Source organism: Streptomyces sp. NPDC031265 (genome assembly GCF_055570295.1).
The window spans coordinates 722,494-748,557 of the sequence record NZ_JBVIHM010000001.1 but is presented as its reverse complement, the minus strand read 5'-3'; the positions used below and the strand labels follow the sequence as shown (position 1 = coordinate 748,557).

The 26,064-nt window shown below is 72.6% G+C and carries 15 protein-coding genes; 6 read left to right on the top strand and 9 right to left on the bottom strand.

Annotated features, from left to right (window positions below; genetic code table 11):
- Nucleotides 1-366: 366 nt before the first annotated feature.
- Nucleotides 367-2,115: an MFS transporter gene (locus ACZ499_RS03540; RefSeq protein WP_468672092.1), complete on the bottom strand. Its 1,749-nt coding sequence runs from the start codon at nucleotides 2,113-2,115 to the stop codon at nucleotides 367-369.
- Between the two features lie 491 nt (nucleotides 2,116-2,606).
- Nucleotides 2,607-5,009 carry a D-alanyl-D-alanine carboxypeptidase gene (locus ACZ499_RS03535; protein WP_468671791.1) on the bottom strand — a complete coding sequence of 801 codons (2,403 nt, stop codon included), beginning with the start codon at nucleotides 5,007-5,009 and terminating at the stop codon, nucleotides 2,607-2,609.
- 426 nt (nucleotides 5,010-5,435) lie between these two features.
- Between ACZ499_RS03535 and ACZ499_RS03530 the strand changes: the two genes are divergently transcribed.
- From ACZ499_RS03530 to ACZ499_RS03520, 3 genes are all read left to right on the top strand, one after another.
- Entirely contained in the window at nucleotides 5,436-6,188 is a 753-nt protein-coding gene (locus tag ACZ499_RS03530; RefSeq protein ID WP_468671789.1) for a GOLPH3/VPS74 family protein, read from the top strand.
- Between the two features lie 335 nt (nucleotides 6,189-6,523).
- Nucleotides 6,524-7,381 carry a helix-turn-helix domain-containing protein gene (locus ACZ499_RS03525; RefSeq protein ID WP_358836841.1) on the top strand — a complete coding sequence of 286 codons (858 nt, stop codon included), beginning with the start codon at nucleotides 6,524-6,526 and terminating at the stop codon, nucleotides 7,379-7,381.
- Between the two features lie 211 nt (nucleotides 7,382-7,592).
- Nucleotides 7,593-7,802, top strand: coding sequence for a DUF397 domain-containing protein (locus tag ACZ499_RS03520; RefSeq protein ID WP_468671787.1), 210 nt, complete (start codon nucleotides 7,593-7,595; stop codon nucleotides 7,800-7,802).
- 97 nt (nucleotides 7,803-7,899) lie between these two features.
- Here the strand turns inward: ACZ499_RS03520 and ACZ499_RS03515 are convergent, their stop codons facing one another.
- Nucleotides 7,900-8,742, bottom strand: a complete 843-nt coding sequence (locus ACZ499_RS03515; RefSeq protein ID WP_468671785.1) for a hypothetical protein — start codon at nucleotides 8,740-8,742, stop codon at nucleotides 7,900-7,902.
- An 81-nt stretch (nucleotides 8,743-8,823) separates the two neighbouring features.
- Between ACZ499_RS03515 and ACZ499_RS03510 the strand changes: the two genes are divergently transcribed.
- Entirely contained in the window at nucleotides 8,824-9,606 is a 783-nt protein-coding gene (locus ACZ499_RS03510) for an SDR family oxidoreductase (RefSeq protein WP_468671783.1), read from the top strand.
- A 349-nt stretch (nucleotides 9,607-9,955) separates the two neighbouring features.
- A complete protein-coding gene (locus ACZ499_RS03505) occupies nucleotides 9,956-11,521 on the top strand; it encodes a sodium:solute symporter family protein (RefSeq protein WP_468671781.1) in 1,566 nt (521 codons plus the stop codon).
- Nucleotides 11,522-11,536: 15 nt separating this feature from the next.
- Here ACZ499_RS03505 and ACZ499_RS03500 read toward each other — a convergent pair whose 3' ends face one another.
- From ACZ499_RS03500 to ACZ499_RS03485, 4 genes are all read right to left on the bottom strand, one after another.
- A complete protein-coding gene (locus ACZ499_RS03500; RefSeq protein WP_468671779.1) occupies nucleotides 11,537-12,664 on the bottom strand; it encodes an ADP-ribosylglycohydrolase family protein in 1,128 nt (375 codons plus the stop codon).
- A gap of 390 nt (nucleotides 12,665-13,054) precedes the next feature.
- A complete protein-coding gene (locus tag ACZ499_RS03495) occupies nucleotides 13,055-16,483 on the bottom strand; it encodes a tetratricopeptide repeat protein (protein ID WP_468671777.1) in 3,429 nt (1,142 codons plus the stop codon).
- A 37-nt stretch (nucleotides 16,484-16,520) separates the two neighbouring features.
- Entirely contained in the window at nucleotides 16,521-19,130 is a 2,610-nt protein-coding gene (locus ACZ499_RS03490; RefSeq protein WP_468671774.1) for a bifunctional FO biosynthesis protein CofGH, read from the bottom strand.
- A 444-nt stretch (nucleotides 19,131-19,574) separates the two neighbouring features.
- Nucleotides 19,575-20,420, bottom strand: a complete 846-nt coding sequence (locus ACZ499_RS03485; protein WP_468671772.1) for an LLM class F420-dependent oxidoreductase — start codon at nucleotides 20,418-20,420, stop codon at nucleotides 19,575-19,577.
- Nucleotides 20,421-20,611: 191 nt separating this feature from the next.
- Here ACZ499_RS03485 and ACZ499_RS03480 point away from each other — a divergent pair, with 191 nt between their 5' ends.
- Nucleotides 20,612-22,171, top strand: coding sequence for a CehA/McbA family metallohydrolase (locus tag ACZ499_RS03480; protein ID WP_468671770.1), 1,560 nt, complete (start codon nucleotides 20,612-20,614; stop codon nucleotides 22,169-22,171).
- Nucleotides 22,172-22,374: 203 nt separating this feature from the next.
- Here ACZ499_RS03480 and ACZ499_RS03475 read toward each other — a convergent pair whose 3' ends face one another.
- Nucleotides 22,375-23,835, bottom strand: a complete 1,461-nt coding sequence (locus ACZ499_RS03475; protein ID WP_468671768.1) for an aldehyde dehydrogenase family protein — start codon at nucleotides 23,833-23,835, stop codon at nucleotides 22,375-22,377.
- Nucleotides 23,832-25,574, bottom strand: a complete 1,743-nt coding sequence (locus tag ACZ499_RS03470) for an N-acyl-D-amino-acid deacylase family protein (protein ID WP_468671766.1) — start codon at nucleotides 25,572-25,574, stop codon at nucleotides 23,832-23,834. The genes ACZ499_RS03475 and ACZ499_RS03470 overlap by 4 nt, the downstream gene beginning before the upstream one ends.
- Nucleotides 25,575-26,064 lie beyond the last annotated feature (490 nt).

Here is a 26,064-nt window from a genome sequence, read left to right as displayed (position 1 = left end):
TGCGGCTCCGCCGCGTGGGCGCGACCAGCCACAGACGACCCGCAGACAAACGGGACCCCGGGGGCGCAGCCCCGAAGCGGGGGCGGGGGCGGGGGCGAAGCCCCAGCGGGGGCACCGGGGCACATCCCCGAGAGCGGGGTGCAGGGGGCGTAGCCCCTCTGGCGGTGCAGGGGGCGAAGCCTCCGTAAGCGGAGTGCAGGGGCGCAGGCCCGCGAGGGGGTGCAGGGGCGCAGGCCTGCGAGGGGGTGCAGGGGCGCAGGCCTGCGCCGGGAGCAGGGGCATAGCCGCGCCCAGGGGTCCGGGGGCGTAGCCCCTGGGAACCCACCTCAACCCCCACCCACCCCCGGAGGGTTGGGCGGGGCGGGGCTACTCCTCCGGGCGGAGTTCCGTCGGGCAAGCCGTCCCCCGGCGGAGGCTGTACGGGGCCGCCAAGCGGTACGTACCCGCCTTCGGCGCAAGAAGCTCCGTCCACTCGTCCCCCGCCGCATCCTCCGGCGCCTTCCACAGGCAACCGTTGGGGTTGGTGAACGTCTTGGGCGTGCCATGGGCCCGGCTCTTGGACTCCGGCGTCTCCTGCGGCGGCTCCACACCCTTCCCCTTCTCGTCGACCAGCTTCAGCCACGGCGAGTAGGGGATGCGGACGAGGACCCGCCCGGGCGCGCTCACGTTCAGCGTCCACTGGCCCTCCTCCGCGCGCAGCACCGTCGCGGGCGGGTCGGCGAGCGGGGTCGGGTCGTCGACCGCGAACAGCCGCCAGTTGGCGTTGCTCCACACTTCCTTGAGGTACGGCTGGCCCTTCTGGATCAGCTTGGCCTCCTGCTCGGCGCCGTTGGAGTCCGGCGGGCCCATGGGCAGCACCACGTAGTGGACGGCCCAGCGGCCCAGCCAGCCCCGGTAGCTCGACGAGTTCAGCGTGTCGTCGTAGAAGATCGGGTTGCGCTCCATGTCGGCCTGGCGGTTCCAGCCCCGGGCGAGGTTGACGTACGGCGCGACCGCCGAGGCCTCGCGGTGGCTGGACGCCGGCACGACCTCGACGCGCCCGCGCTCGGCGCCGACCTCCTGGAGCTGGTCCACGAGCGGCGCGAGCTCGCGGGCCCAGGACGCGGCCGGGAGGGTGCTGACGATGTCGTCGACGGCCTTGAAGCCGATCCAGAAGTTCATCCCCGCGAAGGCGATGACCAGCGCGTACCACTTGCGCGAGCGCGGCACCACGTACGGCAGGGCGGCCAGGAAGACCACGCCCGCGAAGAGCATCGCGAGCCGGGTCACATTGGACCCGATCTGCGAGTCGATGATCCAGGTGAGCAGCACGCCCACCCCGTACACCGCGGCCCCCGTGCGGACCGTCCGCCACTCCTTCGGCACCGCGAAGAGGACGACCACCGCGAAGATGAACGGCAGCGACACGGAGCCGATCGACATCGGCTGGGTGCCGGAGAAGGGGAACAGCAGGGACGAGAGCGCCACGATGGCGACCGGCGGCAGGCCGAGCGCGTACGCGCCCGGGCGGCGCCCGTTCAGGAACAGCGCGGCCGCGATCACCCCGAGGAAGAGGCCCGCGACCGGGCTGCTCGCCGTGGCGAGCCCGGCCAGCGGCGCGGCGACCGCGCCCTTGGCCCACCGCTCGGTGCGCCAGCGGTGCGGCCAGCAGAAGACCGCCGCGACCGCGCCGAGCGCGAACATCGTGCCGAGCCCGAAGGTCACCCGGCCGGACATGGCGTTGCACAGGAAGGCGAAGAGGGCCGCGAACGCGCACGGCAGCGGATTGCGGACGGCCCGCACCCGCACCAGGATCAGCGTGGTCAGCCCGGCCGACACGGTCCCGGCGATCATCATCGTCGAACGGACGCCGAGCATCGACATCAGATACGGCGAGACGACGCTGTACGAGACGGGGTGCATCCCGCCGTACCACGCCAGGTTGTACGCGGAGGCGGGGTGACGGCCGACGAACTCGGCCCAGGCGTCCTGAGCGGCGAGGTCGCCGCCGCTGTTGGCGAAGAAGAAGAACCAGAGGATGTGGCCGACCGCGGCTACGGCCGTGACGGCGTACACGGGGTGCCGGACCGCGAAGGCCCGCACCCAGGACAGCAGGTTCCGGTCGTCGGCCGACACCGGGTCCTCAGCCTTGACCGGGTCCTCGGCCCTGACCGGGTCCTCAGCCTTGACCGGGTCCTCGGTCTTGACCGGGTCCTCGGTCTTGACCGGGTCCTCGGTCTTGACCGGGTCCTCGGTCTTGACCGGGGCATCAGCCGGGCCCGATTCCTCGGTCCGGACCGGTTTCTCGTCCAGGGCCGGCTCCTCGTCCAGGAGCGGTTCCTCGTCCAGGACCGGGGCCGCGTCGAGGGGCCCGGTCAGGTTCTCTTCCCTCACCGGGTCCCTGTTCTCATCCTGTATTCGTCCGCCCTGCCGAGAAGGGCTGCTGCCGTCGGCGCGGGTGGGCGTCGGCTCAGCGGTGGTCACTGCGGCTCTCCCGCCTCACACAGTCTCAGGACGTCTCTCGCCCCATCGCTCATAGGGACGCCACCCCGCGTCCTCCAGTTGACCGAAGCTAGCACGATGGCGCCACCGGAGACCGGGGCGCCCTCGTGCTCATCGGCCCGCGATCAGCCCAAACGGGTCAGCTTCGACCCGAGGCCCGGCTCGGCGAGAGCCTTCTGGAGAGCGACCGGGGCGGAGACCTGGCCCGGGCCGGAGCCCACGGTCAGCTTGCCGACCACGGTGCCCGCCTTCGCGGAGTGCGGCAGCTTGGCGTCACTGGGAGTGAGCGAGATCGCCGCATTCAGGCTGGGCCATCCCGCGATGGTCAGGTCCTTGGTGGCGACGACCGGGGTGGTGCCGCCGAGGCCGTCGTCCACGTGCCCGACGACATCGCCCTTCTTGATGACGGTCGCCGAGGTGAGCGACTTGCGGGTGGCGATCAGGACGTCCCTGCTCACCTTGTTGACCAGGTCCAGGATCGACAGGGCCTTGTGCTGGCTCAAGACCGCGCCCACGATCGTCTGCTTGGTGCCGCCGACCTCCTTGACCGCGGCGAACAGCAGGTTGCCGCCGGCCTTGGAGGTCGAGCCGGTCTTGATGCCGATCGCGCCGTTGTACGGCATCAGCTTGTTGTAGTTGGGCCACTTCTTGCCGTGCGGGTCGATCCAGTTCTGCTGGCGGGTGATCTCGACGAGCGCCGGGTCCTTCACCAGCTCGGTGGCCAGCTTCACCTGGTCGACGGCGGTCGAGACGGTGGTGGCGTTCAGACCGGACGGGTCGGTGTACGTGGTGTTCGTCATCCCGAGCTGCTTCGCGGTGTCGTTCATCTTCTTGACGAACGCCGCCTCGGAGCCCGCGTCCCAGCGCGCGAGGAGGCGCGCCACGTTGTTCGCGGACGGGATCATGATCGCGCTGAGCGCGTCCTTCTGGCTGAGGCTTTCGCCCGCCTTGATGGTGTCGACGGTCGACTCGTCACCGGTCTTGTTGTAGCCGCCCTCCTTCTCCGCGAGCTTGTCGACGGGGACGGAGGCGCCCTTCGCGCCCGGCTTCATCGGGTGGTCGCGCATGATGATGTACGCGGTCATCGACTTGGTCACGCTGGCGATCGGGACCGGCTTCTCCTCGCCGAACCGCCCCACCGTGCCGAGGCCCGACACGGTGATCAGGCCCTGGCCCTCGCTGGGCCACGGCAGCTGCGGCGCGGCGCCGTCGAAGGTGTACTCCGGCGCCGACGTCATCTTCAGCAGGGGGTCCGGGAGCGGGCGTACGAACTGTACGACCGCAAACACGACCAGCAGCAGGATGACCAGCGGGGTCCAGATCTTGAACCGCCGCACCGCGGTGCGGACCGGGGTCTGCGGCGGGGGCGGGGTGTTGGTGAGCTCCGCGAGCAGGTCGAGCGGCGGCTTCGGCGGCAGCGGCTGCTGCCGGGTCCGCTCGGCGGCGTCGGCGTCCGGCACGGAGATGCGGGGCGAGGCGGGGGGCTTCGGCGCGGCAGGCGCGACGGCCTTCGGAGCCTCGGTCTTCGGAGCCTCGGCCTTCGGCTTCTCGGCGTCCGGGGCGGCCGGGCGTACGTCGTCGGAGCGCAGCGGTACGAACGTGCTGGCCCGCTCGGACGTCGGCTCGGCCGTGCTCGGCCGCCGGATGGCGGTGGTCGGCTGATCCACCACGGGCGGCTTGACGGCCTTGAAGACGGCGGTGGCCTGGTCGACACCGGTGGCCTTGTCGGCCTCGGGCTTGCCCGTGCTCCCGGCGCCGAGCTTGGCACCCCAGGAGGCGGCCCGGTCCTCGGGGGCGGCCTTGTCGGCGCCGGCGCCGGTGTCGGCGTCGGCATTGGCGGCGGGCTCGGGCTTGGCGTCGGCTTCCGGCTTCGCGTCGGCTTCCGGCTTGGCCTCGGGCTTCGCTTCCGACTTCGTCTCGGGCTTGGCGTCCGACTTCGTCTCGGGCTTGGCGTCCGACTTCGTCTCGGGCTTCGCGTCCGACTTCGTCTCGGGCTTCGCGTCCGGCTTGCCGTCCTGCACGGCGGCGGGCTCGGCTTCCGGCTCGGCGTCGGCCTTACGGGCCGGGGTGGGCTCGTTGCCCGCCTCGGCGGCCGGCTCGGGCGTCGACGCGCCGTCGGACGCGGGAGCGGCCTTGTCGCCGGGCTCCTGGGCCGCGGGCTCGTCGGCGTCGGAGGCGTCGTCGGAGGCGTCGTCCGCCTCGGGCGCCGCCGTCGGCGCGGGCACACTCTCCCGTACGGGCGTGGCCTCGGCGGCGGACTCCGCGTCCGCGCCCGTGTCGCCCGGCTTCTCGGCGGCCGGGGCCGCGGTGTCCGCCTTCGCGGCACCGGCACCGGACCCGGCGTCCTCGGCCGCATCCGCGTCGCCGTCCGTGGCCACCCACGCCGCCACGGCCGCCCGCAGGCGGGTGTCGCGGGACTCGTGGTCCTCCTGGCGGGGGGCGCGGAAGACCGCGGTCGCCTGGTCCACGGGGGCGGAGCCGCCGTCCGCGGCCCGGTCGGCGCCGGAGCCGTCGGCAGATCCGTTCACGGACCCGTTCGCCGAACCCTTCGCCGAACCAGCCACAGATCCGTTCGCGGAGCCGTTCGCAGCGCCGTTCGCGGATCCCTTGACGGAGCCATTGCGCTCCTGCCCGGAACCGGACGCGGCCCGGGGGCCGTCATCCGGTCCGAACACCGCCACACGGGGATCGCGTTCGCTCGGAGTCGTCTCCCCCGACGACTGCTGCTGCTTCGACCTGTCGGGGGACTCGCCCGCCACCGATGCCTCCTCAAGGCGCCCCGGGGCGCCGTCCGAACCTGTCCGAACCATCTACCAGTGTCCTGTGTGCGGGGTTGACCCCCGTGCTAGACGAGAACGACATACCTACTGGTTCCCGTACTTACCACCCAGGCGCTCTCGACAGATGAATGTGAGAGGGGTCACCCTGTCATTCATCCACGCGGGGAGGCATGGATGGGCAGGAGCCGCAGAACAATTCCGGAGGAGCTTCTGCTGCTCGCTCTGGACCCGGCCACGGGTACCACAGCGCAGCCGCAGTCGCTCGACCTCGGCCTCGCCGGAGCCCAGCTAGTGGAGCTGGCTCTGGCAGGACGGATAGCCCCAGACGGGGATCGTATCGCCGTGGTGATGGCACGGCCGACAGGAGATCCGACACTGGACTCCGCACTGGAACTGCTGCGCAGGCGCGGCAGCCCGGTCCGGGCCGTCCACTGGATCGGTGGGCCCCGACTGGGGCTCCGCCAGATTTACCTCGCTCATCTGGAGCGGTGCGGCATGGTGCATGCCGTGGCGGGCCAGATGTGCGGTGTGTTGCCGACGACTCGCTACCAAGCGACGGAGACGGCGATCAGCCGGGACATCAGGGCCCGGCTGGACAGCGCGATCCGCACCGGCGTACCGCCGGACCCGCGGACCGCGGCGCTCGCCGCACTGGCCCACGCGGTCGGACTCGGCAAGCACCTGTACCCGGGCAACGAGGGGCGTTCATCGCGCTCCCGGCTCCGGGACCTGATCAGGCACGACCCGATGGGCGGACTGGTGGCGCATGCCGTCATGGACGTCCAGAACGGAGTGGGCGCACAGCCGCGCCGCACCGCCAACGGCACCGGTGGCGGCGTCGCGGCGGGCACGCGTGCGACCGCGACGGCGCCCGGCGTTCCGATGCAGCCGCACCGCGGCAGCATGGCCCGCGCCGTGGCCCACTAGCGGCCCGCTCCGGCACCACCACACGCACCACCTCAGGCACCACGCACGCCCGCACCACCGAGCACCACGGCACCACCCCGCACCACCCGCCGCACCGACGTCCCCCTCACGACCCGGTTCGGGAGCCGCATCATGGGCGCGCGGGGCCGGCCATCGCCGGTCCCGCGCGCTTCGCGTCTTCCGGGCGTTTTGCGAGGCCCGGCGCTCGTACCCCCGGTAGCCGGCACCCCACCGTGTGTGGCCATTTCCCAGCGCGGCCAGGAACATTGGTGGCAGTCTGCAGAACGGAAGAGCAGAAGAACAGCAGAAGTGCCGCAGCCGGAGGTGCAGTTCCCGTGGCGTCCAACGTCAATCCCACCGTCAGGCGACGCCGACTGGGCCAGGAGCTCCGTCGACTGCGCGAGCTCAAGGGCATGACGGCCGAGGAGGTCGCCGAGCGCCTGCTGGTCTCCCAGTCGAAGATCAGCCGCCTGGAGAACGGCCGCCGCTCCATCAGCCAGCGCGACGTTCGCGACCTGTGCGGGGTGTACGAGGTCGAGGACCACCGCATCGTCGACTCGCTGATGCAGATGGCCAAGGACTCCCGGCAGCAGGGCTGGTGGCACGCCTTCGGCGACATCCCGTACAGCGTCTACATCGGCCTGGAGACGGACGCGGCGAGCCTGCGCGTCTACGAGTCGCTGATCGTGCCCGGACTGCTCCAGACCCGGGAGTACGCGCAGGCGGTCATCGAGGGCATGTGGCCCGAGGCCGCCTCCAGCGACATCGACAAACGGATCCAGATCCGGCTCAAACGTCAGGACCGGCTCACCGACCCGTCCAACCCGCTGCGCTTCTGGGCGGTCATCGACGAGGCACTGCTGCGCCGGGTGGTCGGCAACGAGCAGATCATGCGCGACCAGTTGCTGCACCTGGCGCACCTGAGCGAGCAGCCGCACGTGACGCTCCAGGTCCTGCCGTACGACGCGGGCGCGCATCCGGGGATGTACGGCAAGTTCGCCATCCTGGAGTTCCACGACGCCATGGACGCGAGCGTGGTCTATCTGGAGGGCGTCACCAGCGACCTGTATCTGGAGAAGGCCGCCGACGTGCAGAGCTACACCGTGATGTACGAGCATCTGAGGGCCAAGGCGCTCAGCGCCGAGCACTCGCGGGACTTCATCCACCGCGTGGTGGACGGGTACTCGCTGTGAGCGAGTGACACAAGGGACGGCTGGGCCCTCGGGGGCGGGCACCCTACACCTTGGTGTCCTCAACTGAGAAGGACCCGATGGAATATGCCATCCGGACGGGTGAACGCCCCCTGCGGCCGGTGATGTTGCGGCGTAGCGTCACACGCAGACCCGCTGGCCCTCAGCGGCCGGGCACATCACCCGGACAACCGGATCAAGCATCGGAGTCATCATGCGTGTTCAGCAGCCTGCACTGACGGACTGGACCAAGTCCTCGTACTCCGCCGTGAACGGCGACTGCGTGGAGATCAAGGCGGCGGATCGCTCGACCGTCTCCGTCCGCGACTCCAAGAACCCGCTCCACGGGAAGCTCGACTTCGCCCCCGAGACGTGGTCGGCCTTCCTCCATGACGTCAACCGCACCTCCCCGCGTGGAGTCTGACCTTCACCGGCATCGCTCCACCGCGAAGTGAGCAAGGCCCTCTCGACTGGTCCGCCGTCCTGGCCGAGGGGGCTGGTTGCTGTCCGGGCACACCCGCTCAGCGGCGCAGCCGGTCGACATGGCGGTCGGTGCCGGGCACCGTGGGGATGAAGGGCGCGGCCAGCTCGACCCGCCCGAGCCCCGATCCGGCCACCACCGCCTCCAGGTCCGCGAAGTGCTCCTGCCACACCTCGCCCGGGTCCCGCTCCAGGAACCACAGCAGCGTGAGGCGGGTGTCGACCCCCTCGACCTGCTTGACGTACGTCATCCGGTCGCCGGGCAGCGGGGTCGGCCGGAAGACCGTCACCAGCGCGGCAGGCCCGCCCGCGAGCCGGCGCGGCAGATGCCGCGACCGCAGCCACTCCACCAACTCTCTCCGCTGATCGGGCCCTTCCGCGTCGATCACCTGGAGCACCAGGCCCGCGTACGGGTGGTCGAGCGCGTGGTAGTCGCGCGGGCCCGCCGCCCCGTCGCGGTAGACGGTCGCCTCGTGGTCCTGGAAGGCGGTGAAGACGTGCGTACGGTCCTGGTAGACGCGGCCGTCCCGGTTGAGCCGCCGGTTGATGCCGACGGTCCACTTCATGTGGTCGTCGTAGCGGCCCTCGGTGATCCAGTACGTGGAGAGGTAGCACCCGGCGGTCACCGGCTGGGCGATCGCGGACTTCTCCGGGTAGCGCAGCTCCTGGAGCCCGCGGGTGGCCACCCAGCGCCGCCCCGCGAACATCCAGGGCATGGCCATGGCCCCGGCGTAGTAGTGGTCGTCCTCGTACCAGCGGTTGTACGCGTACTCATGGCCCGGGTGCGGCTCCACCATGGTGATCAGGGCGTGACCGGGGTGCACCCCGTACGGCCCGAGGGCCGCCAGCTCCGCGTACGTCCCGCTTCTCGTCTCCTCGCTCACGACGCTCCCCTTCCCTCCTGCTGCGGACCGCCCTACTCTGACGCCCCGTCAGAAGAACTGCCAGAGCCGGGAGGCGCCCAGATGCTGCTGAACGGGAAGACGGTCGTCGTGTCCGGCGTCGGCTCCGGGCTCGGGCACCAGGTGGCCGCGACCGTCGTACGGGACGGGGGCAACGCGGTACTCGGGGCGCGCACCGAGGAGAACCTCCTCAAGGCGGCCCACGAGATCGACCCCGAGGGTGCGCACACCGCGTACCGGCCGACCGACATCACCGCCGAGGAGGAGTGCGAGGCGCTGGCCGCGCTGGCGGTGGAGCGGTTCGGGCGGATCGACGCGGTGGTCCATGTCGCCGCCTGGGACAGCTACTTCGGCGGCATCGAGGACGCCGACCTCGCCACCTGGCAGGGCGTGCTCGACGTCAATCTGCTCGGCACGCTGCGGATGACCCGGGCGTGCCTGCCCGCGCTCAAGGGGCACGGCGGCTCGGTGGTCGTCATCGGCACGCAGTCGGCCATCGCCGCGCCGTCCCAGGTGCGCCAGGCGGCGTACGCGGCGTCGAAGGGTGCGCTGACTTCGGCGATGTACTCCATGGCCCGGGAGTTCGGGCCGCACCGGATCCGGGTGAACACGGTCCTGCCGGGGTGGATGTGGGGCCCGCCGGTGCAGGCGTACGTCCAGTTCACCGCGCACACCGAGCAGGTCCCCGAGGCCGAGGTGCTCGCGCGCCTGACCGAGCGCATGGCGCTGCCGGAGCTGGCGACCGACGCGGACGTGGCGGAGGCCGTGGCCTTCCTGGCCTCGGACCGGGCGAAGGCGATCACCGGCCAGTCGCTGCTGGTGAACGCCGGGGAGATCATGCGCTAGCCGGGCTGTCGCGCCAACCGTCCGGACCCACCTCACCCTCTCGGCCGCACGGGACCCGCATCCCGGGCGGCCGTTCACGTATGTACGCGTCTGACGAAGTGCTCGTTCATGGTGTGGTCCGGGTCACGGGTGCGACAACACTCCGTTCCATAAAGCGAAGGCAAAATCGTTCCACTTTGTGATCTGCGTTCACATCTATGACCGTCACAGGCCTTGACCAGCCCTCCGAACAGGCGGTTCAATCCCCGGAAGTCCCCGCTCCCGCACGGGGCCCGCTGAGCCGGACGCGCTGACGAAGAGCACCGGCAGACACCTCGATGTTCACAAGGCGGACCCCTCGGAGGGGGCTATGAACAGTCTCGACTGGGCCGTACTCATCGGCTACTTCGGCGTGATGGTCGCGATCGGCGTCTGGTCCCACAAGCGGGTCGACGACGTCGCCGACTTCTTCACGGCCGGCGGCAGGATGCCGTGGTGGCTCTCGGGCATCTCACACCACATGTCCGGGTACAGCGCGGTGATGTTCACGGGGTATGCGGGGATCGCGTACACCTATGGAGTCACCTCCTACGTGACCTGGTCCTTCCCCATCGCCGTCGGCATCGCCATCGGATCCTCCCTGTTCGCACCCCGGCTCAACCGGCTGCGTTCCAGGCTGCACGTCGCCTCGCCGCTCGAATACCTCAAGAACCGCTACAACATCCCGACCCAGCAGGCTCTCGCCTGGTCCGGAATGCTCCTGAAGATCGTCGACGTCGGCGCCAAGTGGGCGGCCATCGCGACCCTGCTCTCCGTCTTCACGGGTATGTCCATCAATCAGGGCATCCTCATCACGGGCGTCATCACCGGCATCTACTGCACGGTCGGCGGCCTGTGGGCCGACGCCCTCACGGAGCTCGGCCAGTTCGTCATCCAGCTCTGCGCGGGCGTCGCGATGCTGATCGCCGTGATGTCGAAGCTCAGCGGCTTCAGCACCCTGTGGACCGTCTGGGACAAGCTCCCGGACGCACACACCCACCCGACGGCGGGCCCGTACACGGTGACATTCCTCCTCGCCTACCTATTCATCAAGACGTTCGAGTATTCCGGCGGGATGTGGAACCAGGCCCAGCGCTACATGGCCACCGACTCGGCCCGCTCCGCGACCCGCTCGGCCCGGCTCTCCGCCGCGCTGTGGCTGGTCTGGCCCCTGGTCCTGTTCTTCCCCATGTGGTGCGCGCCGCTCCTGGTGCACGCCAAGAAGCCGGACGCCTCCGACTCGTACGCCCTGATGACCGAGAGCCTGCTGCCGCACGGTCTGCTCGGCCTGGTCATCGTCGGCTTCTTCTCCCACACGATGGCGATGTGCTCCTCGGACGCCAACGCCATCTCGGCCGTCTTCACCCGGGACATCGCGCCGGTTCTTTCGAAGGCCGCCCGTTCCTGGAGCCCACGAGGCGGGCTGCTCGCCGCGCGGCTGTCCACGGTTTCCTTCCTGGCGCTGTCGATGGCCCTCGCCACACAGATCAACTCCCCCGCGTTCAAGGACATCATCACGGTGGTCATCAAGTGGGTGGCCGGTCTGATGGGGCCGATCGCGATCCCGTTCATGCTGGGCATGCTGCGTACGTTCCGCAAGTCCGGGCCGACGGCGGCGCTCACCAGCTGGGCGGCGGGTCTGGTGGCGTTCTTCCTCGTCAACTACAACCTGGACGGCTCGGACCGTACGGGCGTGGCGCTCCAGTACCAGGTGTCGGTGCCGCTGGCGATCTCACTCGTCCTCTACACCGTGATCGGCCTGATCAAGCCGGAGGACACACCGGAGCGGGACGCGCTGCTGGCGCGGATCAACTCCGATGACGACGGCCCGGGTTCGGCGCCGGCGGCGGCGACGGTTCCGGCGCAGCCGGGCGAGCCGACGGTGAGGGAACTCTGACGGGGCTCCGCGGGGCTAGGACCGGGGGTAACGGGCCAGCCAGCCCGGGGCGTTGACCGCTGGGCCGTGCAGGGCCGGGCCCTGGGTCATTTCCATGGCGAAGTCGTCGGCCAGTTCCAGGACCGTGGAGCGGCCTTCCAGCTCGGCGAGCCAGCCGGGCGGGAGGGCGGTTTCGCCGTGCAGGGCGCCCAGGAGCGTGCCGCAGAGGGTGCCGGTGGCGCCGGAGGGGCCGTCGTGGTTGACGGCGAGCAGCAGGCCGTGGCGGATGTCCTCGCCGACCAGGGCGCAGTACACGGCGATGGCGAGCGCTTCCTGGGCGAGGTGCCCCTCGCCGAGCGAGGCGACGAGGCCGGGGCTGGGCATGCCCTGGCGTACGGCGCCGAGGGCGTGCTGGAGGGCGTCCGTGACGGGCTCGTGGCCGGGGCGCTGGGCGAGCAGGGCGAGGGTGCGCTGGACGGCCGCGTCCAGCGCCTCGCCCCGGGCGAGGCCGTGCACGATCACGGCGAAGGCGCCGGCCGAGAGGTACGCGGCGGGGTCGCCGTGTGTCTGGGCCGCGCACTCCACGGCGAGCTGGAGCACGAGCTGCGGCTCCCAGCCGACGAGCAGGCCGAAGGGGCCGGAGCGGGTGAGGGCGGCGGGGTCGCGGGCGTCGGGGTTCTTGGGCCGGTCGAGGGTGCCCATGACCTCGTCCGCGAGCCCGAGCAGACACGCGCGGGCCGGGTCGCGTCTGCTGTACAGCCACTCCTCCCTGGCGAGCCACCCGTTGTCCTTGCGCCGCTCGTCCGGCCCCCAGTCGCGCTGGGTGGCGCCCCAGCGGAGGTACGCCCGGTGGACGTCCGTCGGCGGGTGCCAGGCGCCGGTGTCGCGGCGGACCTGGGCGCGGATGAGGCCGTCGACGGTGAAGAGGGTGAGCTGGGTCGCGGCGGTGATACGGGCACCGGCCGCCTCGCCGTCGTACGGGCCGCTGACGCCCTCCGGCCCGTACCGGGTGCGGATCGCTTCGAGGGTGAGGGGGCCGGCGGGTGCGCCGAGCGCGTCACCGATCGCGCCGCCGAGGAGACTGCCGCGGACTCGGCTGCGGAAGTCCTGCTGCTCGGTGCGGCCCCATATGGACGTGGTGGGTCCGGTGGCTGCTGCGCTCATGGCGCAGCACTGTAATTGATTGGGTGCGGGCGAATAAGACCGCGCGGGGTATGGGGCGCGTCACCCTTTGAACGGTTTTTGTCCCCCGGGGCGGAGGCGGGCTACTGAGGGCTCCGCCCCCAGGCCCCGGTGCGGGGCGCAGGGGCCGGCCCCCTGTTCGTCTGCGGGGCGGCTGTGGTTGCTCGCGCCCCTACTCGGCCCGGTGTTCGTCTGCGGGCCCGGTGAAGGCTGGTCGCGCAGACGAACGGGGACCGGGGGCGAAGCCCAGGTAACCCCACCCACCCCCGTGCCGGGATCCGGGGCGCAGGGGCCGCAGGCCCCGCAACGGGGTCCGGGGGCGTAGCCCCCGGGAAAGCCACCTCAGCCCACCCCCGGCCGCCCGGCGAGGGATTACGGGGAGGGGCGGGGTGGGGGGCATCCCTCCAGGCGCGTCCATGCCCGCCCCCGCCGGAGCGACAGCGCCTCCCCCGGCCCCGCGCCGCACAACCCCAGCTCCTCCAACCCCTCCGCCTCCGCCGCCGCCTCCTCCCACGACAAGTCGCGCCGAGCCGCCAGCAGCTCGTCCGCCCGGGACCAGTCCCCCCGGGCGCACGACGCCACCAGGCCGTCGCCCTGCCAGGCGTTGGACGAACAGCCCCGGCGGCTCGCCGCCATCGCGCGGTGGAAGGCGCCCTCCTCGCCCGGCAGCGTGGACGCCACCTCCGCCGCCGGGCCGAAGTTCCCCCGCGCCCGGTGCGAGGCCGAAAGGGCGGCACCGGACAAGACCCGGCCGCCGTCCAGCAGCTGCAAGCAGTGGTCCAGGAACGGGAGTGCCGCGCCGCCCCCCACCAGGCACACCCTCGCCCGGCGCCCGTACGCCCAGCCGATCTCCGGGTCCAGTTCCAGCGCCCGGTCGAGTGCCTCCAGCGCCTCCCCCTCGCGCGAAAGCGACAGCAGCGCCGCCGCCACCGCCACGTGCAGCGCGCCCTGGCCGGGGTCGAGCGCGACCGCCCGCGTCAGGCACGCGTACGCCTCCTCGTGCCGCCCCAGCGCCCGCAGCACGTGACCCCGGCCCGCCACCGGCACCGCGTCCCGGGGGTCCTCCTCGGCCGCCGCCGCGTAGTCCGCCAGCGCTTCTTCGAAGAGCCCGGCCCGCCGGTACGCCTCCCCCCGTACCGCCCGTACACCCCCGTCCTCCGCCCCGGACAGGGCCACCGCCCGGTCCAGGTCGGCGAGTTCGGTCTCCACATCCCCCAGGTCCGCCATCAGGAACGCCCGTTCCACCAGCGGCGACGGGCTGGAATCGTGGAGGAGCACCGCGCGGTCCAGGTCCGCCCGCGCCCCCTCCACCCGCCACAGCCGCCGCCGCACCCGGCCCCGCCACGTCAGCGCGTACACATCGTCCGGAGTCGCGGCCAGCGCCCTGTCCAGGTCCTCCAGCGCGCCCTCGGGGTCGGCCAGTTCCGAGCGCAGGCGGGCCCGCATGATCAGGGCCCAGGTGTACGCGGGCTCCAGGGCCAGCGCCCTGCCGTAGTCCGCGAGCGCCTCCTCGTGGCGGCCCAGCGCCTCCAGGGACTGGGCGCGGCTGCCCAGCGCCCACGCGTACCCGCTGTCCAGGGCGAAGGCGCGGCTGTACTCCGCCACCGCCTCCTCGTGGCGGCCCGCCGAGCGCAGCAGGTCGCCGCGCTCGCCGACCACCCACGCAGGGTCCGCCGACAGCCGCTCGGCGCGCTCCAGGTCGGCCAGCGCGCCCGTCGTGTCCGCGAGGCCGCGTCGCACCTGGGCGCGGCGGACCAGCGCCCACTCATAGTCCTGGTTCAGCTCCAGGGCCCGGTCCAGGTCCGCCAGGGCGCCCTCCAGGAGGCCCATCTGGTGACGGGTCTGGCCGCGGCTGGCGGGGGCCCAGGCGTCGCCCGGGTCGAGGAGGATCGCGCGGTCCAGGTCCGCCAGCGCCTCCTCGAAGCGGCCGAGCCGGCGGTACATGTCGCCCCGGTAGCCGAGGTAGTACGCGTCGTCCGGGGCCAGTTCGCAGGCCCGGTCGAGGTCGGCGAGCGCCGCCGCGGCGCCGTCGAGCGCGCTGCGCACCACGCTGCGGCTGTAGTACGCCCGCACCCGCCCCGGGTCGAGCGCGATCGCCTGGTCCAGCTCGGCCAGCGCCTGCGCGTGGTTGCCCTCGTGGCGCAGCTCCCGGGCCCGTACGACATGGGCGCCCGCGCGGCCCTCGGCGCTCAGCCCGCCCCTGGACAGGAGGAGCGCCAGCACCTTTTCCACGCCAGCCTGTTCGTCGGCCAGCGCGGCCAGACAGTCCGCGCCCCAGCGGCGCAGCGGTTCGTCGTCGGCGTCCTCGCCCGCCTCGGCCAGGGTCGTGGCCCAGCGGCGGGCGACGGCGGGCCCGGCGTCGCAGGCGTCGACGCCGTCGCGCAGCATCTGGGCGAGCGCGGCCCCCGGCCGGGCGCACAGCAGGTGGTACGACTCCTCCTGGCGCAGCTCGCGCCACCGCTCGCCCCTCCACAAGCGATGCGCGGGAAGGGGCTCCGCGGCGGCCTCACGGCGCGCCCCGATCGCCTCGGCGAGCCGCTGGTGGCAGGCGCTCCAGCGCTGCGGCGAGCCGGTGCGCTGGACGCCGAGCATGGCCGTGCGCACCACCGCGTGGTATTGAGCACGGCCGCCGTGGTCGCTCACGAACGGCAGCGACCGAAGCCAGCCGTACAGGCCCGCCGCGTCCTCGTCGACCGCCGCCCGGAACACGTCCTCGTCGATGTGCCGGGGCAGCGCGCAGGCGAGTGCGGCCGCGCGCCGCACCGGGTCGCTCTCCCACTTCAGGAAGCGGTCGACGGCGGTGGCGCCGGGGGCGCGGGCGTCGCCGGGGTTCTCCGCGAGCGTGGACACCAGGACGGGCAGCCGGCCGGAGAGCCGCAGCACGTCGCGGACGACCTCCTCGTCCACCACGCCCTTGGCGGCGAGCAGTTGGCGGGCCTCGGTCTCGGTGAACAGCTCCAGTGGCAGCTCCGTCACCAAGTCCGCGTAGTCCGCCCAACAGCCGGGGTCCAGGCGGCGCTGGCCCGCGAGGACCACCACGACCTGGGCGGGCAGCGCCCCGTACCGCTCGGTGGTGAGCAGGTCGCGCAGCCAGGTGTCGAGGAACGGCGAGGTGCGTTCGTACGTGTCGAAGAAGAGCACGGTCCACGGCACGTCGTCGGCGATCCGCACCAGCTCCGTCACCAGGACCGGGGTGAGGACCTTCACCGGGTCCAGGACCAGCTGGACGTCCTCCTGTTTGCCGAACCGGGCACTCAGGGCCGCCCGCATCCGGTCCGCGCCCAGGGCGAGTTGATTCGCGTCGAGGCCGCCCGCGAGGACCCCTGCCCCCGGCACCATTCCGAGGCCGACCAATCCGGCCTGGGCGGCCAGTCGCAGCCCCGGCGGGGGTGGCGGTGGAGCCGGTGACGGGGGCGGAGGGGGTACCGACGGCGTGGACTCCGCCTCGTACCGCCGCTGGCGGTAGGTGGCCAGGAGGCGCTCCAGGGCCTTGAGCGGGTGGCCCTGGCGGGCGAAGTGCGCGCAGATCGCGGCGAGCGTCTCGGGGACGCTGTTGACGGCCTCGTCCGCGTAGGCCGTCGCCGCGCCGCGCTCGCGCGCGGTGTGCTCCAGCTCGCGCACGAGCGACGTCTTGCCGACCCCGGCGGCGCCGTGGACGTGGAAGACGAACCGGTGCCGTTCGTCGTCGACCGGGGTGTCGAAGTTCTCCCGGAACAGGGCGAGTTCGCCCCGCCGTCCGACGAACCCGGCCCGTCTGCGCCGCCGGATGAGCTCCTGCATCGACGGTTTGCCCGCTGCCATGGGACCAGTATGCGATCCCCTGGCGCACCCGGGCCCCTCAGTCCCCCAACACGGGGAGCAACTCGGGCAGGTGGCCGTCGGAGGCGAGGGCCGCGTCCTGCCGCTCCTGGGGCACCTCGCCGTACAGCGTGGTGCGCGGTCGGGCCGGGCGGCCCGCTGCCTCCGCGATGGCGACCAGGTCCTTGACGGAGCGGTACGAGCCGTAACTCGACCCCGCCATCCGGGAGATGGTCTCCTCCATGAGGGTGCCGCCCAGGTCGTTGGCGCCCGAGCGCAGCATCTCGGCGGCGCCCTCGGTGCCCAGCTTCACCCAGCTGGTCTGGATGTTGGTGATGTGCGGGTGCAGCAGGAGGCGGGCCATCGCCATCACCGCGCGGTTGTCACGGGTGGTGGGGCCGGGGCGGGCGATCCCGGCCAGGTAGACCGGCGCGTTGGTGTGGATGAAGGGCAGCGTCACGAACTCGGTGAAGCCCTGCCGCCCAGAATCCAGTGCAGCCTGCTGGATGCGGGAGAGCGTACGGAAGTGGCCGAGCCAGTGGCGGGGCTGGTCGACGTGCCCGTACATCATGGTCGAGGAGGAGCGGATGCCCAGTTCGTGGGCGGTCTTGACGACCTCGATCCAGGTGGCGGTGGGCAGTTTGCCCTTGGTGAGGACCCAGCGGACCTCGTCGTCCAGGATCTCGGCGGCCGTCCCGGGGATCGAGTCGAGGCCCGCCTCCTTGGCGGCGGTGAGCCATTCCCGTATCGAAAGGCCGGTGCGGGTCGCGCCGTTGACGACCTCCATCGGCGAGAAGGCGTGCACGTGCATGCCCGGCACGCGCTCCTTCACGGCCCGCGCGATGTCGAAGTACGCGGTGCCCGGCAGATCCGGGTGGATCCCGCCCTGCATGCAGACCTCGACCGCGCCCACGTCCCAGGCCTGTTCGGCCCGGTCGGCCACCTGGGAGAGGGACAGGGTGTACGCGTCGGCGTCGGTGCGGCGCTGGGCGAAGGCGCAGAAGCGGCAGCCGGTGTAGCAGACGTTGGTGAAGTTGATGTTCCGCGTGACGATGTACGTGACGTCGTCACCCACCACGTCCCGGCGCAGCTCGTCCGCGATGCGGCAGAGCGCGTCCAGGGCCGGGCCGTCCGCGTGCAGCAGCGCCAGCGCCTCGTCGTCGGTGAGCCTGGTGGGGTCGTCGGCGGCCGTGGCGAGGGCCGCCCGTACGTCGGTGTCGATGCGGGAGGGCACCATGCCGGGGGCGGCCGCCTCGCGCAGCGCCTCCCAGTCGCCGTACACCTCGTCGAAGTCGTCGCGGCGGTCGGAGGTGCGGCCGTCGGTGTCGATGGTGCGGTGCAGATCGGTGCGGCCGGTGGCGGCGAAGGCCTCCTCGGGCTCCTGCCACGGGTGGCCCTCGACCACCGCGTCGGCACGCGCCAGGCCGGTCTGCGGGTCCGCGAGCGCCCGCACGTGCGGCAGCAGCCGGGGGTCCAGCCAGGGCTCGCCGCGCTGTACGAACTCGGGGTAGACGCACAGGCGTTCGCGCAGCTCGAAGCCGGCGGCGGCCGACTCCGATGCGAGCTGCTCGATCCGCGGCCAGGGCCGCTCGGGGTTCACATGGTCGATGGTCAGCGGCGAGACCCCGCCCCAGTCGTCGATGCCCGCGCCGATCAGCCGTCCGTACTCGCTGTCGACGAGGTTCGGCGGCGCCTGGAGGCAGGCGGAGGGGCCCATGATGTGCCGCGCCACCGCGACGGTGGCGACCAGCTCGTCCAGCTCCGCGTCGGGCATGCCGCGCATCGCGGTGTCCGGCTTGGCGCGGAAGTTCTGGATGATGAGTTCCTGGATGCCGTGGTAGGACCGCGCCACGCGGCGCAGCGCGAACAGCGATTCGGCGCGCTCCTCGTACGTCTCGCCGATCCCGATGAGCAGCCCGCTGGTGAACGGCACGGACGAGCGGCCCGCGTCCTCCAGAACCCGCAGCCGGACGGCCGGTTCCTTGTCCGGCGAGCCGTGGTGCGGGCCGCCCGGCTCGGACCAGAGGCGGGTGGCGGTGGTCTCCAGCATCATGCCCATCGACGGGGCCACGGGCTTCAGGCGCTGGAAGTCGGTCCACGACATCACCCCCGGGTTGAGGTGCGGCAGCAGGCCGGTCTCCTCCAGGATGCGGATGGAGATGGCCCGTACGTAGGCGATCGTGTCGTCGTAGCCGTGCGCGTCCAGCCACTCGCGGGCCTCGGGCCAGCGGTCCTCCGGCTTGTCGCCGAGGGTGATCAGGGCTTCCTTGCAGCCGAGTTCGGCCCCCCGGCGGGCGATGGCGAGGACCTCGTCGGGGGACATGAACATCCCGTGCCCGGCCCGGCGCAGCTTGCCGGGGACGGTGACGAAGGTGCAGTAGTGGCACTTGTCCCGGCACAGCCGGGTGAGCGGGATGAAGACGCTCTTGGAGTACGTGATGACCCCCGGGCGGCCTGCGGCGTCGAGGCCCGCGTCCCGCACCCGCGCGGCCGAGGCCGCCAGGTCGGCCAGGTCCTCGCCGCGTGCCCGGAGCAGCACGGCCGCCTCGGTGGTGTCCAGCGCGACGCCGTCCCGGGCACGTTTCAGCGCGCGCCGCATCGCGTTGGCGGTCGGTGCGTCTGCCTGCGGTCGCTGCGCGCTGGAAGTCATCCCCCGAGCATACGAGCGGTCCCCGGGCGGCGGCGTGGCGCCCAGGATGTTCTCGTTCGCGCACATTTCCGGCCAAGCTCCCCGAGTGCCTCGCGTACACGGCGAGCGCCCACCGCTCGACGCCGATCGCCCACCTCTTCGGCGTGTCCCCCGGCGGCGCGGCGCACATCGTCCCGCACGCCCTTCACCCACCTCGGCGAGGGGCCCGGGCAGCGGGTGCGGGCCGAGGTCCCGCTCCAGGCCACCGGCTACGACGTGCCGGCCGGGCACCGGCCGCTGCTCGTGGTCGACGCCAGCGACCCGACCCGTTCCACGGCGACGCCGACCAGCCGCGCGCCACCATCGACATCGCGGCGGACGCCGAGGACCCGTCGTACCTGGACCTGCCGCTCGGCCGACGGCCGTGGGGGCCGGGCCCACGCCCGGGTCCCGGCTCCCACGCCCTCACACGTACGGGACCTGCACGTACGGCGCGAACTCGTCCAGCACCTTCAGTACGGCCGTCTCGTCGGCGGACGGCAGCTGGAGGACGATCTCCTCGATGCCCAGCTCCGTGTAGTGGGCGATCTTTCCGGGCGAGGGGAGCACCGCGTACGGAACGATCCGCAGCTCGTCCGGGGCGCGGCCCGCCTCCTCCCACGCCCGGCGCAGCAGCGGCAGGGAGTCGGTGAGCCCGCCGCCGCCGATCGGCAGCCAGCCGTCCGCGTACTCCGCGACCGCCGCGAACAGCTTGGGCCCGGCCGCGCCGCCGACCAGGACGCGCGGCGCCCCGTTCCGCACCGGCTTGGGATGCGCCTCGCTGGCCCGCACCGAGCCGAAGGCGCCCTCGTACGCGGTGGGCTTCTCGGCCCACAGCGCCCGCATCAGCGCCATGCGGTCCCGCACCAGCTCGCGGCGCGTGGACCACTCCACACCGTGGTCGGCGGCCTCCTCGCGGTTCCAGCCGTAGCCGACGCCGAGCGTGAAGCGGCCGCCCGAGAGGTGGTCCAGGGTGGCGGCCTGCTTGGCCAGGTCGACCGGGTCGTGCTGGGCGACCAGCGTGATGCCGGTGCCCAGGCCCAGCGACTCGGTGACGGCGGCCGCCTGCCCGAGCGCGACGAACGGGTCCAGGGTGCGGCCGTACTGGCGCGGCAGCTCGCCGCCCGGCGGGTACGGCGAGAGCCGTTCTACGGGGATGTGCGTGTGCTCCGGCAGATACAGCCCGGCGAATCCGCGCTCCTCCAGCTCGCGGGCGAGCCGGACGGGGGTGATCGTCTCGTCGGTGAGGAAGATCGTGGTGGCGATACGCATGCCCACTTCTTAGCCCCCTGCTCCCGCAGGTGCAAGGGAGCCGTCCGGGCCACCACCGCCACGGACCGGCCACGGACCGGCCACCGCCCAACCGCCGCCCCTTGCCCCGGAGTTCACGCGCGCGTACGACTGTGAGCGGACACGCACACGAACCGACAGGCACCCCTTCCATCCCGCTGGGAGCACAGGCCATGACCGGATCCGAGGACAGAGCCCAGGACGACAGCAGCGCGGACAGCAGCGCCGACCGGACCATCGGACGGCGCGGACTGTTCGTGACGGGAGCCGCCACCGCGCTTACGTTGGGAACCGTGAGCTTCGCGAACGCGGCCCCCGGCAGCGACAGCGGCACCCCCGCCGAGCGGACCCGGGTCGTCACCGGCACCCTGCCGCCCGGCGCGCCCGACTTCGTCTATCTGCCGGTGGAGATCCCGCGCGGGGTGCGCGAGATCGCGGTGTCGTACTCGTACGAGAAGGCGACGGTCCCGGCGGGCACCCAGAACAACGCCCTGGACATCGGCGTCTTCGACGAGCGCGGCACCGAGCTGGGCGGCCGGGGCTTCCGGGGCTGGTCGGGCGGCGCCCGCACCGAGTTCTTCATCCGCGCGGACGCGGCGACCCCCGGCTACCTCCCCGGCCCGGTGCGCGCCGGGACCTGGCACATCGCGCTCGGCCCCTACACGGTCGCGCCCGGGGGCCTGCCGTACACGGTGACGATCACCCTGAAGTCCGGCGAGCGGGGCAGCACGCCGGCGCCGGTGTACCCGCCGACCCGGGCCAAGGGGCGGGGCCGGGCCTGGTACCGGGGTGACTGCCACCTCCACTCCTGGTACTCGGACGGCAGGCGCACCCCGGCCGAGATCGCCGCGCTCGCCCGGGCGGCGGGCCTGGACTTCATCAACACCTCCGACCACAACACCCACGCCTCGCACCCGGCCTGGGAGGGCCTGTGGGGCGACGACCTGCTGATCCTCACCGGCGAGGAGATCACCACCCGCAACGGGCACGTGCTGGCGCTCGGCGTCGACCCGGGCACCTTCGTCGACTGGCGCTACCGCGCCCGCGACAACCGCTTCGGCCGCTTCGCCCGCGAGATCCGCCGCGCCGGGGGCCTGGTCGTCCCGGCCCATCCGCACGCCACCTGCGTCGGCTGCAACTGGAAGTTCGGGTTCGGCGAGGCGGACGCGGTGGAGGTGTGGAACGGCCCGTACACGCCGGACGACGAGGTCTCACTCCAGGAGTGGGACAACACGTTGGCGGTGGCCGGGCGTTCGGGTGGTCGCTGGGTTCCCGCGATGGGCAACAGCGACGCCCACCGCGACCCCGACCGCATCGGCGGCCCCCAGACGGTCGTCCTCGCCGACGACCTGTCCCGGGAGGCGATCCAGGCGGGCCTGAAGGCGGGCCACTCCTATGTGGCGGAGTCCTCGGCCGTCTCCCTCGCCTTCACGGTGTCGGGCGGGCGGGGCGGGCACGCGGGCATCGGCGAGCGGTTGCGGGTGGCTCCGGAGGAGCCGGTCACCGTGCGTCTGGACGTCACCGGCGCGCCGGGGTGCACGGCGGGGTTCGTCACGGACCAGGGGACGCTGTTCTCCATGCCGTTGCCCGCTTCGGGGGCGGGGGCGGTGGAGTGGCGGACCACGGCGTCGTACGCGACCTATGTACGGGCCGAGGTCCGCCACGCGCCGCTGGTGCCAGGGCTCCCGGGGCCGCTGGCCGCCTTCACCAACCCGGTGTTCCTGGGCGACTAGGAGATCGGCTCGGTTTGTCGTTCGTCGACTGCGGGCCGTCGTGGGCTGGTCGCGCAGTTCCCCGCGCCCCTTGAGTAGTACGCCGCAGCCGGAGAACATGGCTCAGCCACGGGCTTTAGGGGCGCGGGGCTGTGGCATTGTGCGGCTCCGCCGCGTGGGCGTGACCGGCCCCCACCGGCCCGCAGACGACGCACTCGGAGTGCTTAACCCGGCCAGACGATCGCCTGCAGCTCGCTGTACGCGTGCAGGGCGTACGAGCCGACATCTCGTCCCACGCCGCTCCTCTTGAATCCGCCGAACGGCGCCTCCATGTTGCGGCCGATGGTGTTCACTCCGACGCCGCCCGCGCGCAACCGCCGCGCGACGCGGAAGGCGCGGGCCACGTCACCGGACCAGACGTAGTCGAGGAGGCCGTAGTCGCTGTCGTTGGCGAGGGCCACGGCCTCCTCCTCGTCGTCGAAGGGGACCACGGCCACGACCGGCCCGAAGATCTCCTCGCGGACCACCCGCATGTCGTTGGTGCAGTCGGCGAGGAGGGCGGGGGCGACGTAGAAGCCCCGCTCCAGGGACGGCCGTTCGCCGCCCGCGACGACCCGCGCGCCTTCCTTGCGGCCGAGCTCCACGTACGACTCGACGCGGTCGCGGTGCGCGGCCGAGATCACCGGTCCCACCGCCGTGCCCGTCGCCGTCGGGTCGCCGACTTTCAAGTGGCCGATGTGGACGGCGAGTTGCTCGACGAGCCGGTCGTGTACGGAGCGGTGGACCAGGACCCGGGTCGGGGCGGTGCAGATCTGGCCGCTGTAGAACGAGAACGTGGTGCCGATGCCCATCACCGCCGACCCCAGGTCCGCGTCCTCGAAGACGATGGCCGCGCCCTTGCCGCCGAGCTCCATGAGCTGGCGTTTCATGCCCCGGCCGCACACCTCCGCGATGCGCTGCCCGACGGCGGTGGAGCCGGTGAAGCTGACCATGTCGACGTCCGGGGAGTCCACGGCCGCCTCCCCGACGGCCGGGGCCGAGCCGGTGACCACGTTCACCACCCCTCTCGGCACCCCCGCCTCCGCCAGCGCCTCGGCCATGCGGAAGACGGACAGGGGGTCCTGGGGGGCGGGTTTGACGACCACCGTGTTGCCCATGGCGAGCGCGGGCGCGACCTTGCCGGCCGGGTTGGCCCAGGGGTTGTTGTACGAGGTGATACAGGTGACCACCCCGACGGGCTGCCGGACGGCGACGGCCCCGAAGACGCCCGCCCGCCCCATCGGCCCGGCCTCGTTGATCTGCGGCGGGACGGCGCTCTCGACCGGCTCCAGGGCGCCCTTCGCGTACCGCCGGAAGCGGGCCGCGCCCACCGCGACCTGCATCCCGCGCGCGGTCGCGGTGGTGGCGCCGGTCTCGGCGCGGGCGAGTTCGGCGTACGGGGTGAACTCGCGCTGGATGACGTCCGCCGCCCGGTCGAGGATCGCGGCGCGCTCCTCGGGGGCGGTGCGGGACCAGCCGTCGAAGGCCTCCCGGGCGGCGGCGGCCGCCGCGTACACCTGCGCGCGGCTCGCCTCGGGGGCGAGGCCGACGACCTCCTCGGTGGCGGGGTCGAGGATCTCGTACTGCCCGCCGTCAGGCTCGACCCACTCACCACCGACGAACAACCTGGGCTCATACAGGCTCATTTGACGGACACCGTCCTCGTGTCACGGCCGGAGCGCAGGACCGTGCCCGGCACCGCGCCCGTCACCACGTCGTCGCGGATCGTCTCGACGCCGTTGACGCGGACCGAGACGACACCGATCGCCTTGGAGTCCAGGCGCGGGCTGTCGCCGGGCAGGTCGTGGACGAGGGTGGCCGGGCCTGCCTCGATGCGCTCGGGGTCGAAGAGGACGAGGTCGGCGTGGTATCCCTCCTCGATGCGCCCCCGCTCCCGCAGCCCGAACAGCCGCGCCGGGTCGTCGCTGAGCATCTTCACCGCCTGCTCAAGGGGGACCAGCTTGCGGCCGCGCAGACAGTCCCCGAGGAAGCGCGTGGTGTACGGGGCGCCGCACATCCGGTCCAGATGGGCGCCCGCGTCGGACCCGCCGAGCAGGACGTCCTCGTGCTGCCAGGTCTGCTGCCGCAGGGCCCAGCTGGCCGGGTCGTTGTCGGTCGGCATGGGCCACAGGACGGTCCGCAGCCGGTCGTTGGCGCAGATCTCGACCAGGCAGTGGAAGGGGTCCTGGCCGCGCTCGGCGGCGATGTCGCGCACCACGCGACCGGTGAGCCCCGCGTTGGCCCCGGAGTACGTGTCCCCGATGACGTACCGGCCGAAGTCGGCGAGTCGCCGGAAGACCCCGGCCTCCTTGCTCTTGGCGCGGCGCAGCATCTCGGCGCGTACGGCGGGGTCGCGCAGCCTCGCGATCCGCTCGGGGATGGGCAGGTCGAGTATGTCCCCCCACCCCGGGATGAGGTTGAGGGCGCAGAAGGTGCCGAGCGACATGTTCATCGGGGTGAGGATCGGCATGGTCAGCGCGACGATCCGGCCGCCGGCCCGGCGGGCGCGCTCGCTCGCGGCGAGCTGGCGCGGGACGCGCTCGGGGACGGCCGCGTCGATGGTGAGGACGTTCCAGTTGAGGGGCCGCCCGGCGGCGCCGGACATCTCCACGAAGAGATCGATCTCGTCGTCCGAGAACTGGTCCAGGCACCCGGCCACGATCGCCTCGATCTGGGTGCCCTCGTGCTGCCCGACCGCCTTGGAGAGGGCCAGGAGCTCGGCGGGCCGGGCGTGCCGGGAGGCCACGGGGTGGCCGTCGCCGTCGGAGTGGGTGGACGACTGGGTGGTGGAAAGACCCCAGGCCCCCGCGTCCATGGCGTCGTGGAGGAGGCGCAGCATCGCGTCGAGCTGCTCGGCGGTGGGCTGCCCGCCGACGGCGTCGGGCCCCATGACGTACCGGCGCAACGCACAATGCCCCACCATGAAACCGGCGTTGACGGCGATGCGCCCGTCGAGCGCGTCGAGGTACTCCCCGAACGTCGACCAGCCCCAGTCGACCCCGTCCTCCAGCGCCTTCAGCGCCATGCCCTCCACCCGGGCCATCATCCGCCGGGTGTAGTCGGCGTCCTCCGGGCGGCCGGGGTGGAGAGGGGCGAGGGTGAAGCCGCAGTTGCCGCCGGCGACGGTGGTGACGCCGTGGTTCATGGAGGGCGTGGCGTACGGGTCCCAGAACAGCTGGGCGTCGTAGTGGGTGTGGGGGTCGACGAAGCCGGGGGCCAGGACGAGGCCGTGGGCGTCCTCGCTGGTACGGGCGGTCTGCGGGGCGAGGGTGTCGGGCTCGGCGATCTCCGCGATGCGGCCTTCGTGTACGGCCACGTCGGCGGTGTAGGCGGGGGCGCCGGTTCCGTCGACGACGGTCGCGCGCCGGATCAGGTGGTCGAGCATGCTGTCCCTCTCTTCCGGCTCCTCCGGAGCGTGGGTGTGCCCCGGCCGGGGGTCACGCGCGGCGGGCCGCCGCCGGGGTGGCCTCCGGCCGGGGTGGACGGGGCGAGCGGTCCGGGAAGACGCGGGCCCCGCGTTCCTTTTTGGTGGGTTCACCCGGGGGCTGCGCCCCCGGCTCCCCCTTCGGGGCTCCGCCCCGGGGTCTCCGTTCGTCTGCGGGCCGTCCTCGGCTGGTCACGCAGTTCCCCGCGCCCCTCAAATGCCGCTGCGCGGCATCCCGTGGGCGCCCCGGAGGGGTGCACTTCTAGGGCGTGTTTCGAAAGTAGCGTCGTCCGCCCGAAGGGCGGGCCCGGCGGCGTCTGGTGCGTGCGATCGCAAGGCGGAGGGTCGCCCCGATACTGGTTGTATCGGGGTGATCCCGACAACGCGGCGAGCGTGCGTGCCAGACGCCGCCGGGCAGACGGGACTTTCGAAACACGCCCTAGGGGCGCGG